Source organism: Pseudoalteromonas sp. Scap06, assembly GCF_013394165.1.
GTDB lineage: Bacteria > Pseudomonadota > Gammaproteobacteria > Enterobacterales > Alteromonadaceae > Pseudoalteromonas.
The window spans coordinates 2,795,950-2,815,540 of sequence record NZ_CP041330.1; the positions used below are offsets into that span (position 1 = coordinate 2,795,950).

Genomic DNA, 19,591 nt, shown 5'->3' on the forward strand with positions numbered 1-19,591 from the left:
GCGCGAGGTTTGTAACCTAGTGGGCTAAGTAAAAACCGAGCAACAAAGAGTAAATCGCCCCTAGGCAGAACTCTTCGGGCAGCGCCTGTTTGGCATTTATGCTGCGTTATCGCCTATTTATGGGGAATACCACACCACATAGGCTCTGCCTTGCCTAAATACCAAACAGACAGCTGCAAGTTTAACCTTGAAAGGTCAACAGACCCTAATATCAATAATAAGCATGTTCACGCTCGAAAAAACACAATAAACAGGTTACATTGAGACAGTACAGAACGCAAAACTTAATCAGCCAAGGAAACGCAATGAGTCTAAAACGTATTAACCAGTTTTTTAACCCAAGCTCTGTTGCTGTTATTGGGGCATCAAACACCGCCACTCGCGCGGGTAATGTGGTAATGCGCAACTTACTGCAAGGTGGCTTTAAAGGGCCTATTATGCCCGTTACCCCAAATCATACAGCGGTACACGGCGTATTGGCTTACCCCAGTATTGAAGCCTTACCTAAAGTGCCTGATTTAGCCGTTATCTGTACCAATAAAAACACCTTAATGAAAATTATTGAGCAGCTAGGTACGCTTGGCTGTCATAGTGCCATTATTATTGCGGATGGTTTAACTACAGCTCAAAAACAGGCACTCAAAGAGAGCGCAGCTAAGCATAAAGTCACCCTGCTTGGCTCAAATTGTTTAGGGTTGCTTATTCCGCATATAGGCTTAAATGCAAGCTTTTCTCATACTGTTGCCACACCAGGTAAACTGGCTTTTGTATCGCAATCTGCAGCAGTTTGCTCAACTATTCTTGATTGGGCAAAAAATAAAGAAATTGGCTTTTCATACTTTGTATCTATGGGGGATTGTTTAGATATTGAGTTTGACGAAATACTCGACTTTTTAGGTCGTGATGCTAAAACCAAAGCCATCTTACTGTACATCGATAATATTGATGATATCCGCAGCTTTATTTCTGCCGCTCGAGCAGCCGCATTTTCTAAACCTGTTATTGCTATTAAAACTGGCAGAACCAGCGCAGGGGCTCTCGCCGCTGAAATACACACCGGCGGAAAACAAAGCTCAGATGCGGTATATGATGCCATGTTTCAACGTGCGGGTATGCTAAGAGTAAACGACTTACGTGAGCTCTTTGCCGCCACCCAAACCTTGGCAATGCATCCTAAGTTACTGCAAGTAGAGCAACTTACCATATTAACCAATGGTGGCGGCCCTGGAGTGATGGCGGTTGATGAACTCATTCAAAGCTCAGGAAAACTTGCTCAGCTCAGTGATGAAACTCGCGAAGCACTTAATAAAGTGATCCCGCATTCAGACACCGCTGCCAATCCGGTCGATATATTTGGCGATTCTGCGCCAGTGCGTTATAAGCATGCGTTAGAAATATTACTAAATGCTAAAGAAGTTAAAAACTTACTGATCATCCACACTCCATCGGCTTTGGCCCCAAGTGAAAATTACGCTCAGGTTATTGTTGAGGCGCTAAATAAATTACCGAAAATGGCACGCCCGTATGTAATTACTAATTTTATGGGTGAAGATGCTGCTTTTGCTGCAAGACGCATCTGCGCTAATAACGCCATCCCTACCTATCGTACCCCAGAAGGGGCGGTAGGCGCCTTTATGCACTTAGTAAGCTACCGTCGTAACCAAAAGCATTTAACTCAAACGCCAGAATCAAATACTGACGATGCCACTATTAATAAAGCAGCAGCGAAAGCGACTATAAAAGAGTTTTTAAATGATGAACAACATTACTTATCAACCCATCAAGCAAGTCATATTTTAAGTAGTTACGGCATTGACTGTATTCAAACTGAAGTTGCCTACACTCCAACCGAAGCCAAAGAGCAAGCAATAGAGCTGGGCTTTCCAGTGGCATTGAAATTGATTAGCCCCAGTATTCCCTCTAAGTCTGAAGTCGGCGGTGTCGTACTAAACCTCAATGATGCACAAGAGGTAGAGCAAACCGCATTTGCCATGCTGTTAAGAATAAAGAACACCTACCCTGATGCCATAATTGATGGTTTTTCATTACAGAAAATGGCACCTCGAGCGGGAGCTAACGAGCTGCGTATAGCCATTAAAACAGAGCCTAATTTTGGGCCGGTTATTTTATTAGGTGAAGCCGGTACAGGGCTTGAATATGCACAAGCCGCAGTCGCTTTGCCACCACTGAATATGAACCTAGCTAAATATTTAATTGCCGCCGCCCATGATAAAGGCGTACTTAAAGATCGTGTTCTGCCAGAAAAAGTAGATAAATATCGTTTGTGTTCACTACTAACTCGAATTTCTCAATTGGTGGTTGATCAACCGGACATCACCTCATTAGAACTTAATCCTATTTTAGCAAGTAATGGCCAGTTTTTAGTGCTTGATGCCACCATGAATTTGAATCAGTATCAGGCTCAAGCACATCGAAAACGTTTATCTATTCGTCCTTACCCTATTGAACTAGTTGAACAAGTCACTTTAAAAAATAATACCTTCGCAACGCTCAGACCAATCAAACCTGAAGATGAGCAAGCACATCAAGCGTTTGACCAGTCATTAACCAAAGAAGATAGGTATAAACGCTTTTTTGGTGAGTTACCACAATTTAACCACGATCAACTCGCGAAAATGACGCAAATTGATTACGACCGCGAAATGGCGTTTATTGTTACCCAAACACAAGACGAGCAACAGCACACCCTAGGGGTTTCACGAGTGATTATGGACCCAGATAACTTACAAGCAGAGTTTGCTATTGTAGTACGTTCTGATTGCCAAGGGCTTGGATTAGGACGTATTTTAATGAATGCAGCAATTTCTCATTGTAAGCGCCAAGGGGTAAAAACCGTTGAGGGGATCACCCTACCTGAAAACACTGGCATGATTGAGCTGGCTCGTAAACTCGGATTTAAAATTAGTCGTGATTTTGAAGAAGGCAGTATCAATATGTTACTCACATTATAATAATTATTATGCAGAAACTTAGACAAACCATCAACCAAGTATTTGAGTCTTCAGGTAAGTACCAACGGGCCGGTCACTTTTTAGATGCCCTACTAATCACTATTATTATGATAAATGTGGTGGCCATCGTACTCGAATCAGTGCACAGCATTGCCACTGCGTACTACAACGAATTTTTAATGTTAGAGCTGGTATCGGTTGCCATATTTAGTGCTGAATACCTAATACGTGCTTGGACCTGTGTAGATAGAGTAAAATACGCCTCTATGGATTGCTCCAATACACAAAAGCGGATCCGCTATATTTTATCACCACTGGCTATCATCGATTTAATCGCCATTTTGCCAAGTCTATTAATGTTTTTCTTTGCTTTAGACTTACGTTTTTTACGCGTACTACGTTTATTAAGAGTATTTAAGCTCACTCGTTATTCACGGGCTATGCAGCTGTTATTACAGGCATTTATTGATGAATCAAGTTCATTATTGGCTGCATTTTTTATTATGGCAGTAGTACTTATTTTAGCTTCATGCGGTATTTATTTATTAGAACATGACATTCAACCAGACAAGTTCGGCTCAATTCCAGCCGCTATGTGGTGGGCAATGGCAACACTAACTACAGTTGGGTATGGTGATGTTGTGCCAATAACACCGATTGGTAAGCTGTTTGGTGGTGTCATCACTCTAGTAAGCATGGGCATGGTGGCTATACCCACTGGTTTATTAGCGTCGAGCTTTTCAGAGCAAGTTCGTAAACGTCGTCAGTTATTTGAAGATGCCACCCATGAGCAAATAACCGACGGTAAACTCTCCGACGAGCAATTACATCACCTAGAAGATCTTCGCTACAAACTCGGGTTAAGTAAGTTAGAAGCTAATAAAGCAATAAAAGCGGAACTTAATAAACGCAGCTCACATTTATTTTGTCGCCATTGTGGTAAGCGCCCTTAATAACACATACACAAAGCAGAGGCGCTTTAAGCTTGTGAAAATACAGGCTGCCAATCGCGTTCAATGAGCTCAAGCACTTGCTCTTTAGGCACCGCTTTACTGAACAAATAACCTTGAAAGTAGCTGCAACCTTGAGCTTTTAAGAAGGCCAGTTGATGTGCGCTTTCAACCCCTTCAGCAATACACTCTTTACCTAAACTGCTGGCTAAAGTCAGCGTGGATTGGATAATCGCTTCATTATCCGAATCAATACCAATATCTTGCACAAAACTACGATCAATTTTTAATACATCAATGGGGAAGCGCTTTAAATACGTTAATGAAGCATAACCCGTTCCAAAGTCATCCATGTATAATTTACACCCGAGCTGCTTTAGTGCATCCATATTTTTAAGCGCATACTCTGAGTCTCTCATTAAAATAGACTCCGTTATTTCAAATACAATGGCCTCAGGCGGTAGTGCCGCATTACTCAATGCCTGGCGAATTTCAGGTATAAGCTCAGCAAACTCAAAATCAAGTGCTGATAAATTAATTGATAAATATAAATCGGGATTCACCTTGCGCCAACGCACCAACTGTACAAGTGCTCTTTTAAATGTTTGCAGCATAATTTTGGTAATTAAACCAATATTTTCAGCCACATTTGCAAACTCTTGCGTACTAGCTAGCTGATTTTCAGGCCAGCGTAATAACACCTCAAAGCCTACCGTTCTTTGTGTAGATGTACTAATTATAGGTTGATAGTAATTACAAAACTCGTGCTCATGATACGCTTTGATCAATTGCGACTCTAAATGCAGCGCCCTTTCAATTTTTTGATTCATTTCTTGTTTGTAAAACTTGTAACCACCTTCTAAACCATCTTTAGCATAATAGAGCGCCACATTTGATGCTTTTAACAGCGCTTTATAATGCGTCGCGTCATCGGGGAAAAGCGCCACCCCAATACTTAGATGAACCTTCACACTTTGGTTATTCATAGCAATGTCTTTACTCACACAATCCATAAGCTTGGTGCATATAAGTAATACTTCTTCTATTTGTTGAATATCTTCAACTAAAATAACAAATTCACCACCACTTAAACGCGCTACGCTATCACAGGGACGCAATGCTATTTTTAAACGATTTGCCACCAGCTTAATGATCTCATCAGCGCTTTCTGTCCCAAATGAGTCATTAAAGTATTTAAAGCGTTTTATATTTACGTGTATTAAAGCGACTTTACTGTGATGGCGACGCGCTTGATCTATGGCATGCATAGCTCGGTCGTTAAACAGAGTTCTGTTTGGCAAACCCGTTAATGAATCGTAATTAGTTAATAAATGTAGCTCATTCTCAGCTGACTTTTGGGCATGAATATCCGTTAAAATAACCACATAACTGCTTAATCTTTGGCTTTCATCCGCTACAGCGCTTATTTTTACTAACACATGGCGCTGTTCCTTATTAGCCAATACCACAGTATCTTCACATGAGAAATGCTCACCTACTTCAAGTTTTTGCATAATGCGTAAATAATCAAAATAGCTACTGCGAGTCATACCTAAATTAAGTGAGCGAGTTGAACGAGGCTCTGCCGATAAAGCAAAAGCCGCTTGTAGCGACTTATTTGAAGCACGTATATTAAAGTTTTTATCTAAAATAAACACCCAATCTCGAGTCTGCTCAAACGCGGCAGTAAATAGTCGAGCGTGTTCTTCAAATGCCATCTCGCGTGTCATATTGGTATACGTACCCGCTACTTTTTGCGGAGTTGTTTCATTCCATTCAACCACTTTGCCAAAGTCTTTGTACCAGCGCCAATGACCTTTGGCATGACGCAATCGGTAAGTACAGTTAAAATATCCTTTGTCAGTTGATAAAAATTCTAACCACTCTAACCTAAAAATAGCACGCTCTTGTGGGTGAACTTTATCTAAGTAGTCATCTAAACTGACTGAGTCTTCCGCATAACCTAATTCGTTGACTAACCTTGGCTGATAAATATTTAACTGATTTGCTTGCCAATCCCATACCCCCGATTCACTCCCCTCTAGCGCAAGCTTTAAGCGCGCCTCGCTATCTTGGCTTTCTTTGTGTGCAGCTAATAAAATACGCTGTATTTTGTTACGTCTCATCACCCATGCAGTCACTACAGTGATCAACAAAATAGCATAAAGTGCTAAAAAGTAAGGGGCCCGCCATAACGGGTATTTCACTTTAATATTTAACGTTGCTGGCGGAGTATACTCACCCGTCAACGGATCCTTTGCCCAGACTTTTAACTGGTAGCTACCGGGGTTTAATTTAGGAAACACCACGCGATTATTACGGGTATAACTTTTTTTACCTTTATCGAGCTGATATTCATAAATAATACGTTCTTGAAAACTGAATGACATCGCTGAGAACGCAATTTCAAGCCCTATATCATCATGATTTAAAGTAATATTTTTTAATGGCTGTTGTAAGTTAATCGACAAGTCTCGAGACATTAAATTAATGCGAGTAATGTTGACATGTTCTAACAAACCTTGGCTATTTTTATTCTCTTTGGGATCAAAATAGGTAAAGCCTTTAAGGCTACCATAGGCAATTCGTCCATCATTTAATTTTGCCATAGCACCACTATTAAATTCAGCAGAAAGCACCCCGTCTGATGTAGTAAACTGCTGAAAATGAATAGTGTTAGGGTTTAGTCGCCATATTCCTTTATGACTACTCATCCAAATCATTCCCTCTTCATCTAGCACCATATCGTATAATAGTGTGCCTAATTTATTTTTATCTAAATCAATGGTATGCACTAATTCATAGCTGCTGGCATCAATTCCAATCAAACCAAAGTTAGATAAAGAGAGCCATAGAATCCCTTGCCTGTCTTCAACATACGAAAGAATTCTCACTGCAACATTGTCATGATGTTTGGGTACTTTATAAAGGGTATTTAAACTGAGCTCATCAGGATTAAACTGGTATAACACCCCACCACTAAAAAATAGCGGCCACTTTGGCTGAGAGGGCAATGGCGCTAAAAAGCCATGTGCTAAGAACGGGTCAAATTGGGAAAACTCGCCTTTTAATGGGGTTAAAATCAGGCTATCAATATTATATTTAAACATGCCATGATCAGGGTGAACAAAATATAAATCACCATTTTCTAACAAGGCAATACCATGCATCCAGTCGTTTAAAAATATTTGGTTCTTGGGGCTGGCAGTTTTAGGTTGAGTAAGCTGCTGGGTTTGGGGGTCAAAAATAAACAGCCCTCGGTTTGTTTGTAACCAAAGTTTATTTTTGTAAGGCATAATTTTGAAAATAGTAAATTCTGTGGTTAGTAAATCAACTTTATAATCTTTTAAATACACCGTTGAGGTGTTATTTTTTATATCAACCGCAGTTAAACCATTATGGGTACCTAACCATAACTTATCTTGGAATTGTTTAATTGCCCAGACTGAGTGATGCGAAAATCCATCCCCTCCCAGAGCATTTCCCTCTACATTATAAAACTTATAGTTGTCTCCCGATAAATAAAAAGCACCATCAGTTTTAGTCGCAAGCCACATACCGCCTGATTTATCTTTTACCATATCAATAATGCTGGTATCGGCAAGGGTGTATTTACTTTGTTGAATACGTTTATTTTTAACCACCGTTTTGGTGGTCAAATTAAAGCTGAGCAGACCTTTGTCTGTTGCTAAATCAAGAACCCCCTGCTGATTATCTATATCCCAAACATTTAAATCAGCCAGCAGCTTTTCATTTGTAAATGACTGCTCATTATTATTAAACAATGCCTCTATATTGCTAATATCAACAGCGTATAAACCTTTAACAGCCCCAACCAATAACTGATTACTATCACCCAGTGCAAATGACTTCACATTGTTTTGATAGATGTGTACATCGGTTTCGCTTAAATGCTCTAGAGGGCGTACTTGTTGCGTTGCAATATTAAATACATAAGCACCGTCTGTACTGCCAATAAAGATATAGCCATTGTAATGAAACAAGGTACGTACAAATGCATTTTCAAATTGCTCAGGCAGCTTAAATAAAGGAGTAATAGAGCCACTGGCTATATCAAGTTTTGCAAACACTCGCCCTTGTCCAATCCACAAGGATTTATCATCTGTGGCCAACATAGTAAAAACAGACTGCTGAAGAATTTGCTCTTCTGTCACTGGCTTTTTTAGATACTGCTGATAGGTATTTGTTTGCGGGTCATACCTGAAAAGCCCCGCTAACAAGGAAGCAATCCAAATTTGTCCTTCTGGATCTTGGTATATGCGATCAATAATGGTCTCTTCTAACTCACCATTTGGGCCATTAATTGGAATAACCTGATAGCCGTCGTAGCGATTTAACCCTCCTTCAGTAGAGAGCCATAAATAGCCATTATTATCAATAAGCATAGTATTAACGTAGCTTTGAGATAACCCTTCGCTCGGGGATAGCCTTTTTACTTGCGCTGTTGCAGCGAGGCTTATGAGCATAAATAGCACAAACATGGCTGTGATAAACCTATTAATACAGATGCCCATGTGTTTCCTATGCTGATTTAGGGTTGCTGATATTTCAATGCAATAATATTGCGGTGCTTGTATGCATCAAATAGCGTTAATAACTCAGGAGTATATGTTAACACCTGGTTAAAACCAAGTGCCTGATAAAAATCAGTAATATGTTGGTAAGCGAATGTGTAAACAACGTCGGTTTGCTGATTTAAAAGCGTGCTTAACAGCTTTGTTGCAACACCAGTTGAGCGGTATTCAGGGGCCACAAAAACAGTCGATAAAAATAAAAAAGTCGGTTTATGTTGTAAGCGGCACGCCGCAATCATCGTGTGGTTATCGTAAGCGACCCACAGTTGGTCTTGTTTATTTGCGCGACCGCGAACTTTATGTAAGGTATAAAACTTATTTATTAAGGGCGTTTTAACTGGTTCTAATTGTTTTATAACAACCATAGCAAGTAAACTCTAACTTAGCATAAGTGCCAAATATTGCTCAAACTTTTGCTTTAAAAAACCTTGCTCCGCAACAGGACGACTATGCAGGGTGTCGTAAACTTGTTCACGCGTTTTCTTGCCACGCTTAATTTGATATGCCCAAAATGAAGCTTCGTAGTCTAACTGAATTTGATACTTTTGCTCTCGTGGTAAATCACACAGGTTATAACTCATATTACCCCTTTCACTGGCCCGATAAAACTTAGATTATACGTTTAAACTTATAATAAACTAACTCTATAGCGAATAAAAAGAATCTGCCGTAAATAATCTAAGGGGATCAATAATTGTTAAAGATAGACTTTGCTAGATTATGACTAGAAACTGGGCAAAACACAGCCAATTTGTTATTATACCCACCTACTCATTTGCCTCTAATAGACTGGAAATACTGACGTGTTTAAATACTCTAAAGGACTACTTGTATTAATAGGTTTAGTTTTTAGCAATCCGTCATTTGGCCATAGTTACAGCTATACATTTAATCGCCCGCAGAACACCCAGCAAGCAAATTATACTATTGAGCTATTACAATTAGCGTATGCAGATATAGGCTTTAAATTAAATATTATCGATTTTAATCGCCAGAATGCATTATTTGCGGCAAATAATGGCATGTTAGATGGGCAGCTTGCTCGTGATATTAGTATTGAAAGTGCTTACAAAAACTTAATTCGAGTTAATTACCCGTTATTTAAATTTAGTCTTGAGCTTTATAAGCACTGTGAACCCAGCTCTACTAAAACAATGGATAGCGTTGCTATTATAGCCAGCTACCCTGTGCAACAACGATATTTAGACAGTATTGATTTTCAAGGCGAGGTTATTGAAGTAAAAAATAATACCACTCAATTAAATTTACTGATCCAGCAAAAAGTAGAAGCTGCATTACTGATTGATTTTGCGATGGCCAATAAAACTATTCCTCCTGCTTTAGGTTGCTATGAAAAACAAGTGGTTGCTACCTACCCGCTTTATCATTATTTACATAATAGCCATGCGAGTATTGCTTTGCAGCTTGAGACTACACTTAAGAAATTACACAACAATGGCACGGTAGCTAAACTCAGGTCAAAGTACAAACTACAATTTTAAAAATCAAAGCCTTGCTGCCGTGTTGGCGAAGCGGTTTGCTCAGCTTTATTTTTTTGCTGTAAATAACGTTTATAGCGTTGTTGGCATAGGCTCAATACTTTCTTTTTTTGGGCATTGGTTAACGAATTCCACGAAAATCGCTCATCACGACTGCGATAACATCCTTTGCAGTAGCCTCGATTATTAACCAAGCAAATACCTTTACAAGGGCTAGGAATATCAAATATTTCAATTTGTTGCATCAAACCCTCCAGTCTAAAAAAGCATAGCTTGAGTATAGCGCTATTTTTGTGCAAAAAAAAAGCAGCCAATTAATTGCTGCTTTTATCTTAGCTGTTAATTAATGTTCACAGCTTTGTTCATCTACTTGTGTTTTTCTATGATACGGTTTGGCGTACATCGCTAGTACCAAAGATCTTAATTCTTCTGGCACTTTTGCTAAACGCTCTGCAAATTGTGCTGCATCATTTTTATTTATAACCGCTTCAGTACAACCACCCGCAATATAATTGCCTGGGTGCAAATAAAACGAATCAATTATTTGCTTATCAATGGTTTTTGCCAATTCATCGGCACTATCGCAATCTGACTGAATAGGCTGGCCAAACGATAAGTGCACATGCCCTTTGGCTGAACTAAAACCTTCAACAATGCTAGCAATATCTTCACCCGCCGATTTCACATATTTACCATGATGCTGTTTATGGTAAAGCTCTTTTGCCTTAGCTATTGCACAGGGTTCATATTGGTAAGATATTGCAACCGGCACCACTTTTAGTTCTTTAATGTATTCGCCAAATTCTTTCTTTTGTTTACGTCCATTTAGTTGCAGCATTTTTAATAGTGCGGGATCGGTTTGATCTACACCATCTTTGGCACGGCCTTCTTTTTGAGCAATCCAAATAGAATGCCCACTGCTGAGTGAGTCATAAATATAAGCCGATAATTGAGTCAGCGCTTTTAACATCTCCTTTGGAGCTTTAGCTGAGCGTTTTACAATAAAACTTTTATTTAAACGCATAAGCTCTGTAATGTATGGGATTTGCAGTAAGTTATCACCAATCGCAATTCTCACGGTTTTCATTTTATGCTGAAAAAGGCCCCAATTAACCAATGCAGGATCGAGTACAATGTCTCTGTGGTTTGAAACAAAAAGATAGGCTTGATCAGGGTCTAACGCCTCTAAGCCCGAAAAAGTAACGTTTGATGTGGTGCGGTTTACTAATTTATTTAAGTAATGTGCAACTTCATTTTGTACATCTTCAACTGTTTTAACTTTGCCCCATTTTTTACGCAACTGATGCTTTATTATAGCGCGTGCTAAAAACCCAACTGCGGATATAAAGCGTGGCAAATTATACTTTGCTATCACATCAAGAAACGCATTATCGTTAATTAATCGCGTTAATGAGGCGGCAACTTCATCGTCATTGTAAGGTCTTATATCTGCGTACTTATCTTCTAGTTCTATCATTTACTGCATCTACAAAGTTAAAAACGGCGCGCGAAAACGCCCCGTTATGTCTGATTTTGATTATAACTCAAGCAAAAATACGAAACTAGCAATACTAAAGTTCGATTTACTGAGTTTTCATAGCGTTATAGTTTAGTACTGAGCATCATTGCCAGATTAACCGCTCATGTGTATAAACTATAGCTATTAATTATTAATTCAAATGGATAGACCTTACTAATAGCACTTTGTTCAAGTTAACTTAGCAAGGCAGTTGGTCATAATAACATGCAAGTTAACCCTCAGTGGGCAGACCACATTTAAATATGACTTTACTCCTGTTAATGTGAACACAATAAGCTAAGTCTAAATAAATCTATAACATTCAATTAAATAATGATCTTTTTATCTGCGTACAGAGGTTACTCCCTCTCTAACACATACACATATTAGGACACACCGTGAATATAACAATTCTTGATAACGCAACACTGGCAAACACGTCACTGGATGGTATTTCAGCACTTGGAGAGCTCACAGTGCATCAGCTAACTAGCCCTGAGCAAGTATTAGCGCATAGCCAAAATGCAGAAGTTTTAATCACCAACAAAGTGGTGATTAATCGTGACACTATGATGCAATTAAAATCATTAAAGCTCATTTGTGTTAGTGCAACGGGTACCAATAATGTTGATTTAAATGCCGCGAAAGACTTAGGTATAGCAGTTACTAATGTTGCCGGTTATTCGACCCCTTCTGTTGTTCAGCATACCTTTTCGTTGATCACTAACTTATTAGGTAATACTCACCGCTATCAAGCAGATTGTCAGCAAGGCGCGTGGCAAAAAAGTGAGATGTTTTGTCGACTGGATTACAACTTTAATGACATCCAGGACAAAACATTAGCCATTATTGGTGGTGGCACTTTAGGTAATGCAGTATCTAAAGTGGCTGAAGCGTTTGGCGCCAATGTAATTATTGCAGAGCGTAAAGGCGCGGCGTGTCGCAACGGACGCACCCCGTTTGAAACAGCAATAAAAACAGCGGATATTATTAGCGTTCACTGCCCACTTAATGATGAAACGCGCGACTTAATTACACTTAATGAATTAAAAATGATGAAGCCAACTGCGCTAATTATTAATACCGCACGCGGTGGGATTATCAATGAAGCTGACTTAGTAGAAGCATTAAAAGCCAATATTATTGCCGGTGCGGGCGTTGATGTACTTACCAAAGAGCCCGCTGAGCTGACCAATCCTCTGGCTAATTATACGGGTGATAACTTACTACTTACACCACATATAGCGTGGGCGAGCACTGAATCTATCGTGCGTTTAGTAAAAGAAGTGAGTTTAAATATTACAGCATTTAGTCTACACGAGTCGCGTAACCGCTTGGTTTAATGCCATAAAAGTAACTTAGTCAAAATTACTAAAAAGTGGCTTTTTAGATTTATATTTTAAAAAAGCCACCACCCCACCAAACATAATAAAAACAAGCCATTGATTTTTAAGAGTTTAAAAACTGGCCTAGTCTTTGCTATATTGTCTTTAATTAATCATCTAGGGTAATAAAAAATGAAAAAAACACTTTTAATCGCTGCACTTACCGCTCCTTTTTTAACGGGTTGTGTAATCGCTGTATCAGATGGCGAAGCAGAGGGTCACTGGGCAGGTAATAGCTCTTCAAGTTGGCAAGCAACACATAAAAACAATCGTGAAATCATTTCAGGCTTGGCAATGGATAGCTCGTATCAGTCGGTGTTAAACCAACTAAAAACACCTAACTTCACTGAATTGTTAAAAAAACAGGATGATGTTTACCAAGTCTTGTTCTACGCAACGCACAGCATTCATTCAGATGGGAAAATGACCAAAGATGAATGCACACCGCTCGTTTTCAAAAATGATAAATTAGTGGGTATTGGTAGCTCAGCGTTATTGATGCTAACAAATTAAGCTCTCGAAAATACTATTGGGCGCTAATTTGATTGCGCCCTGACTTTTTAGCATTATATAAACCTGAGTCAGCCTCTTCTAATAACGCTTTCTCGGTGTATGCTTGACTGCTCTCACTTGAGGCAATTCCAATACTAATAGTAATGTGTGAAGCATTTAAAGATGCGTTGTGTTCTATATTCAAGTCATTAATAGCTTTGCGTAATTTATTAGCAAACGCAATAGCGCCTTGCTGATTGGTTTCTGGTAATACTGCAACAAACTCTTCACCACCATAACGGGCAACAAAATCACTGCCACGTTCACATTGCGCCACTAATGTTTGCGCCACTGCTTTTAAACACTCATCGCCAGCACGATGACCGTAGTAGTCGTTATAGCGCTTAAAGTGATCAATATCGATAAGCAGTACACACATGGAGGAATTATTACGCTTACTTCTTCGCCACTCTCGTTCTAAGTTTTCATCTAAATAACGTCTGTTAGGTATTTCTGTTAAACCATCAATAGACGCAAGCATTTCTAATAAATCGTTTTTTTGCTTAATGAGTAATTGATTACGCACACGCACTTTAACAATAGAGGCATAAAATGGCTTAACAATGTAATCCATTGCGCCTAACTCTAAGCCTTTTGCTTCGTCTTCATGAGAGCTATTCGCTGAGATAAAAATAATGGGGATTGTATGGCTTAGGCTGCTTTCTTTAAGCTCCACCAGCACGTCGTAACCATTCATGCCTGGCATAATAATGTCTAAAATAATTAAGTCTACTTGTGTGTGCTTAACAAATACCAACGCCTCTTCACCACTAGCCACTAAGTAAACCTCATGCTCGTCACTTAGGGTTTTTTCTAAAATGATTCGGTTAAGCGCATCGTCATCTACAATTAATATTTTTGCTTTATTTATCATTGCTTACATCTAAACTTTTTATATAAATTTGCACTTGCTCTAACTGTATTATTAATTCTTTAATTGCAGCTGCGGCGTGCTCGCCGCCCGCTTTTAATACCTGCTCAGTGTGTTGAGCACACAATAATAATCGGTTAAAACCTAAATTTCCTGCTATCCCTTTTAAACTATGCACTAAGCGTACCATTTCAATACTAGGGTTGTTGTTTTGAAGCTCAGCTGAATATGACTCACTTAATGTCGCTAACTTGTCTAACATACTGTGCAGTACAGAGTGATCATCGTCAAACTGAGACAAAGCAAAGGCTTTATCGAAAAAACATGGCGTAGCGATGCCAAGGCTTGCGATTGCTGTAAATAAAACTGGCGCAACCACAGGCTTAGTTAAATGTTTATTCATCCCACCATTGAGTGAGCGCGAAATGTCGGCTGGTTCACTATGCGCGGTTAATGCAAAAATAGGTAATTGCTGAGCGTCAAACTGTTGGCGTATTATTTCAGTCGCTTGATAGCCATCAATTTTGGGCATTTGAATATCCATTAAGACTAAGTCGGGGCGTAAGCTACTTACCAATTCAATCCCTTTTTGCGGGTCATTGATCGTAACAACATTTACTCCAGCTTGACTCAAAATACTGCTAATAATATCGAGGTTCAATGGATTATCGTCTATCGCTAACACTAATATTCCTGAGACTGTATCACGCGGTTTTTGTGCTTTGTTTTCAATTGCCTTCACTATTTTTTGCGAGCTCAAATTAAGTAATCGCTGTGCAAGTGCGCTTGAGGGTAAGAACTGGGTAATAAGGGAATCATTTATTGGTGGCTGTTCGTCTTGATTATCTGTAATAACAACAATCGAAATAGCAGCTGTACGCAGTGTTGCTTTTATTTTTGGTGTTAAAAAGGCCGACAGCTCACACGCATCAATGATTATTGTGTGCGCTTGCAGCAAATATTCTGGTTCAGCGATTACCCTATTAAGCGTTTGGTTATTAATAACAGGATACGCTTTAATTACTTGATTAAGTAACGTACTTTTAGCGCTAGTAATTACTAATAACTTATTTTCATCACGAGTAACTTTGTTGGTATCGGTCGCTAAATCGAGCGTAAAGTAAAAATAGCAACCTTGTCCTTTATCGCTATCAAGTGAAATTTCCCCGCCCATTAATGCCACACTGTGTTTTACTATTGCCAGCCCTAAACCTACTCCTTGATGCTGACGAGTGGATGACTCATCGCCTTGGGTGAAGGCATCAAATAAACGGCGTTGATCGGCTTGAGCAATCCCCTCACCTGTATCTATAACCCCAAAACAGATACGCTGCAACTCATTACGGCTACTTGGCTGTAACTGCATTTTTAATGTCACGTTGCCTGTAGGAGTAAATTTAACAGCATTGGTTAATAAGTTACCTAACACTTGTTGCAAACGAATGGAGTCGCCAACTAAAAAAGGGGAAATATGTGGGTCAATATCAACTTTTAGCTGTATCTGCTTTGCTTGGCATAAAGGCAAAATTAAGCTTTCGCAGGTATCAATCAAATCAACTAGGCATAAAGGCGCTAATTGCAGCGTTGCTTCATTACTTTCAACACGCGCAAAATCAAGCATACTATTAAGCATTTGTAATAAATTATTGGCTGCATACGTCGCTTGGCTGGTCAGTTGCACTTGTCGCTGCGTTAATCCATGCTCTACTAACATGTCTAATAGCCCTAGTATGGCATTGAGAGGAGTACGTATTTCGTGGCTCAAATTAGCAATAAAGCGACTTTTAGCCAAGGTGGCTCGCTCTGCATCATCTTTGGCTTTCGTAAGCTCAGTAACATCTTGAATATGAATAACATAATATAGCGGCTGAGCATTCTCATTCCAAATTAATGACATACTCAACTGCAACCAAGCATTTAATTGAGTGTGCGCAAAAGTTAAATGAAACACCTGTTTTTTGTTGTGCAGTAGTTGCTGCAGCAAGGCTTCGAGTTCTTGCCACTGCGTGTCACTAAATAGTGTATCAAACGGGGTATCTGTTAATTGATGATGTTTGGTAAACAGTTTTCGCGCGGCTTTATTAACCTGTAAAATAGCGTACTCAAGTGAAAGTAAAAACACCCCATTAGCAGCAAATTCAATGGCACTTCTAAATTTAGATTCCGACTCTTTTAATGCATATAGAGTATGTTGCTGCGCAGTAATATCGCGACCAATTCCCATTGTGCCTAGCAATTGGCGCTGTTCATCATAAAACGGAGCAATCGTTAACTGATAAGTTTGCTTAGCAACGTCTATACGCTGCTGAATTTGCATTTTATGCTGTAATGCTTGCTGCTCCAGCCGCTGGATTTGCTCGTAGCTGCGACTAATGCTATGCATATTTTGACCAATAAGTTCGCTTTGGCTCTTACCTATAAACTGCTCAAATGCTTTATTACAACCTAAAAAGGTGCCGTCTGTATTTTTAAAATATATAAAGTCAGGCACGCTGTTAAGTACTGTATTTAGCAGGGCTAAATGCCGCTCTTTTGCTTGGTCGCTATGTTTTAATTTTTCAGATTTGAGCTGCACCTGCTCATCTAACTTTTTATTAGCATTTTGCAATGAAATAACTAAACGTTCATTTTTCGCAAAAATAGCTTTCACCCTAGCAAACCAAGGTTGCCAATTTAATGGTATTTTGTAATTTAAATATCCCGAGTTGTCATCGTTATGATGTTCTAAGTAACGCATTAGCTCTGTCATAGGTCTGATAAATATACGCTTGCTTAACCAAAAAAAGACATAAAACATCAAGCATAAAAATAACGCTAATGAAATAAACTCCAACACCACTTCTTGCACAAGGCTGCTGGTCAGCATTTGCTCATCAGCAAGAAACCCTAAATGAATCGGGCTCTGATCTGAGGGTTGAATTAAAAAAAGCAGTTCAGACAGGGTTGTACGCTTTGGTGAGCGCGTATTAATTTGAGGCCAGTATGTCGAAAAATTTATTGCTTGGTTAATTGACTGCTGTGAACTGGCAATAATTTGATTTGCTTGATTAATAAAAACATACTCACCTTGCTTAGAGGTGATTTTGTTTAACCAGCCAGAGATGGCCTGCAAGTCATAAATTAAAATAATATAATCAGATGAATTTCGCTCACGCTGACGGCCAATCGCAAAATATGCTTTATTACCCAGATTAATGACTGCACTCGAAGCCAATTTGGCTGCTGACGGTAAGGGTTTAAAGTCGCCATTCAATAGCGGGATAAATATATTATTTTGAGTATTGTCGCGCCGAGTTAAGTATGCAAACCCACGTTCATCAACATACGCAACAGAATGCACAGATGAAAGCAGCGCTAAGGTGGTATTAAAAGAGGGTGCAAGCGATATTACCTGCTGCCACTGTAACAGTGCCGACTCAGAAGAACTAAACTGGCCTTTACCTGCAATTTCACCGTTTAAATGTTCAAATTGGCGATAATAATAATGCTCATATTGGTTAATGTTTTCTGTAAGATTATAATTTTCTACAAGAAAAGTTTGCTTGTTATACATAACAAACATTGCATCAACCAAGTCCCCCATTGCTTGCATATCATGATCAAGCTGCGCAGATAATGCATTAAAATCAGTGGTCTTTTTTGTTATTGCACGTTCCATTTTTATATTATAAAAATGCAAACACAAAAAAGAGGCCACTAACAAAGGCAGTGCTAGCGCCACAAAAACAGAGCGATGATAATGTTCTAACGGCAAAAATTTCAACAAGTTACCTAATTATTGGCTCAAAAATCAAACTGTAGACTATCGAGCCAAGATGTTAAGCGCAAGTTATAAATTCTCCTCGGCAAATGACGCTAGTCGACTTCTTACTACACCATTAAGATTAACAGTAGCGCCGCCTTCAAAGTGCTTAAATCGCTCCACAATATAGGTAAGTCCAGAGGTAACAGCGGTTAAATAGTTACTGTCTATTTGTGCTAAATTTCCGGTACAAATAAGTTTAGTTCCTTCACCACAACGGGTAATAATGGTTTTGAGCTGAGAAGCCGTTAAGTTTTGGCTTTCATCTAAAATCACCACCGCATTTTGAATACTTCGCCCACGCATGAAGTTCACCGATTTAAACTGAACATTGGCTTTTTCCATAATGTAATTACGGCTTGAAACAGGGTTCTCATCTCCTTTATGCAGCACCTCTAAGGTATCGGTTATGGCAGCCAGCCAAGGCGCCATTTTCTCTTCCTCGGTGCCAGGTAAAAAGCCAATCGATTCGGCAATTTCAGGGGTGTTTCGGGTTACAATCACTTTATCGTAAACACCTTTTTCAATCACCATTTCCAGTGCACATGCAAGCGCCAGTAAGGTTTTACCACACCCCGCAGGGCCGGTTAAAATAACAAGTTCAATAGAGGTATCGAGCAGTGCATCTAGTGCCATTGCTTGGTAAATATTTTTTGGCTTTATTCCCCAAGCACTTTGATGCATTAGTCGCTCTGCTCCAATATCTTTAATGGTAATATGCTCACCATCGTAAGATTTGACTCTAGCGGCAAACTGATCGCCATCATCAAGTAAATACTCATTACAAAACACATCTGGGATTAAATCTTTAGGGATATGATGGACTGTTTCACGCCCGTGTTGCTCAGTGTTACACTCGCCAACATGCTGCCAAAAATCACCAGTAATTTTTTTATAGCCGCTGGTAAGTAAGGCGATATCGTCAATAAGCTGATCGGTACGGTAATCTTCAACATATTTAAGCCCCGCCCCTTTGGCTTTTAAGCGCATGTTGATATCTTTAGTAACCAGTATGACTTTTTTATCACTGTGCTGATTTTGTAAGTGCACCGCGCAATTAATAATGCGGTGGTCGTTTTCATTGCCCGGTAAGCCGGAAATAGAATCGGCAAATAAATGGTCATTTACAATCAGTAAGCTTCCCGTTAATCCGCCTTGTTTATTACTTGGTAGCGCAACCCCTTGTAACATTTGCTCGGGAGAGGCCTGGCTGAGCACTCCATCAAGTCCACGAATGGCCACTCGGGCATCGCGACTTACATCGTGTTTTCTGTCTTTAATGTGATCAAGCTCTTCTAATACCGTCATTGGAATAACCACTTGGTGTTCTTGAAATGACAAATACGCGAGGGGTTCATGAAGCAATACATTGGTATCTAGCACATACATTTTACTATCAAGGTTCGAAGCTTTTTCCATAGCACTTTCCTTACGTTTTATGATTTT

General features: G+C 39.4%; 13 protein-coding genes. 5 read left to right on the plus strand and 8 right to left on the minus strand.

All coding sequences use genetic code 11. The features are described from left to right. Positions 1-305: 305 nt before the first annotated feature. A complete protein-coding gene (locus tag FLM47_RS13000; RefSeq protein WP_178956574.1) occupies positions 306-2,972 on the plus strand; it encodes a bifunctional acetate--CoA ligase family protein/GNAT family N-acetyltransferase in 2,667 nt (888 codons plus the stop codon). Between the two features lie 8 nt (positions 2,973-2,980). Continuing rightward, positions 2,981-3,925: an ion transporter gene (locus FLM47_RS13005; protein ID WP_109874122.1), complete on the plus strand. Its 945-nt coding sequence runs from the start codon at positions 2,981-2,983 to the stop codon at positions 3,923-3,925. Between the two features lie 26 nt (positions 3,926-3,951). Here FLM47_RS13005 and FLM47_RS13010 read toward each other — a convergent pair whose 3' ends face one another. From FLM47_RS13010 to FLM47_RS13020, 3 genes are read right to left on the minus strand one after another with little or no spacing between them, the layout of a single operon-like run. Next, positions 3,952-8,457, minus strand: a complete 4,506-nt coding sequence (locus tag FLM47_RS13010; protein WP_178956575.1) for an EAL domain-containing protein — start codon at positions 8,455-8,457, stop codon at positions 3,952-3,954. A 17-nt stretch (positions 8,458-8,474) separates the two neighbouring features. Next, the gene (locus tag FLM47_RS13015) at positions 8,475-8,882 is read right to left on the minus strand and encodes a GNAT family N-acetyltransferase (protein ID WP_138609142.1); all 408 of its coding nucleotides are present in this window, start codon (positions 8,880-8,882) and stop codon (positions 8,475-8,477) included. 12 nt (positions 8,883-8,894) lie between these two features. Further along, positions 8,895-9,098 carry a DUF3283 family protein gene (locus FLM47_RS13020; RefSeq protein WP_008113353.1) on the minus strand — a complete coding sequence of 68 codons (204 nt, stop codon included), beginning with the start codon at positions 9,096-9,098 and terminating at the stop codon, positions 8,895-8,897. 222 nt (positions 9,099-9,320) lie between these two features. Between FLM47_RS13020 and FLM47_RS13025 the strand changes: the two genes are divergently transcribed. After that, entirely contained in the window at positions 9,321-10,019 is a 699-nt protein-coding gene (locus FLM47_RS13025) for a transporter substrate-binding domain-containing protein (protein WP_178956576.1), read from the plus strand. Here FLM47_RS13025 and FLM47_RS13030 read toward each other — a convergent pair. Further along, positions 10,016-10,261 (minus strand): DUF1289 domain-containing protein, encoded by a 246-nt coding sequence (locus tag FLM47_RS13030; RefSeq protein WP_138609136.1) that lies wholly within the window; start codon positions 10,259-10,261, stop codon positions 10,016-10,018. The two genes, FLM47_RS13025 and FLM47_RS13030, sit on opposite strands and share 4 nt — an antisense overlap. Before the next feature lie 98 nt (positions 10,262-10,359). After that, positions 10,360-11,493 carry a 1-acyl-sn-glycerol-3-phosphate acyltransferase gene (locus FLM47_RS13035; protein ID WP_178956577.1) on the minus strand — a complete coding sequence of 378 codons (1,134 nt, stop codon included), beginning with the start codon at positions 11,491-11,493 and terminating at the stop codon, positions 10,360-10,362. Positions 11,494-11,933: 440 nt separating this feature from the next. Between FLM47_RS13035 and FLM47_RS13040 the strand changes: the two genes are divergently transcribed. Both FLM47_RS13040 and FLM47_RS13045 read left to right on the plus strand, forming a co-directional pair. Next, a complete protein-coding gene (locus FLM47_RS13040) occupies positions 11,934-12,878 on the plus strand; it encodes a D-2-hydroxyacid dehydrogenase (protein WP_138609132.1) in 945 nt (314 codons plus the stop codon). A 174-nt stretch (positions 12,879-13,052) separates the two neighbouring features. Beyond that, complete coding sequence (locus FLM47_RS13045) at positions 13,053-13,433, plus strand: DUF3192 domain-containing protein (RefSeq protein WP_178956578.1); 381 nt, start codon at positions 13,053-13,055, stop codon at positions 13,431-13,433. 13 nt (positions 13,434-13,446) lie between these two features. Here FLM47_RS13045 and FLM47_RS13050 read toward each other — a convergent pair whose 3' ends face one another. From FLM47_RS13050 to FLM47_RS13060, 3 genes are all read right to left on the minus strand, one after another. Next, positions 13,447-14,346: a diguanylate cyclase gene (locus FLM47_RS13050; RefSeq protein ID WP_178956579.1), complete on the minus strand. Its 900-nt coding sequence runs from the start codon at positions 14,344-14,346 to the stop codon at positions 13,447-13,449. Continuing rightward, positions 14,336-18,106: a PAS domain-containing hybrid sensor histidine kinase/response regulator gene (locus FLM47_RS13055; RefSeq protein WP_178956580.1), complete on the minus strand. Its 3,771-nt coding sequence runs from the start codon at positions 18,104-18,106 to the stop codon at positions 14,336-14,338. Before FLM47_RS13055 ends, FLM47_RS13050 begins: the two co-directional genes overlap by 11 nt. Before the next feature lie 66 nt (positions 18,107-18,172). Continuing rightward, a complete protein-coding gene (locus FLM47_RS13060; protein ID WP_010391619.1) occupies positions 18,173-19,564 on the minus strand; it encodes a PhoH family protein in 1,392 nt (463 codons plus the stop codon). Positions 19,565-19,591 lie beyond the last annotated feature (27 nt).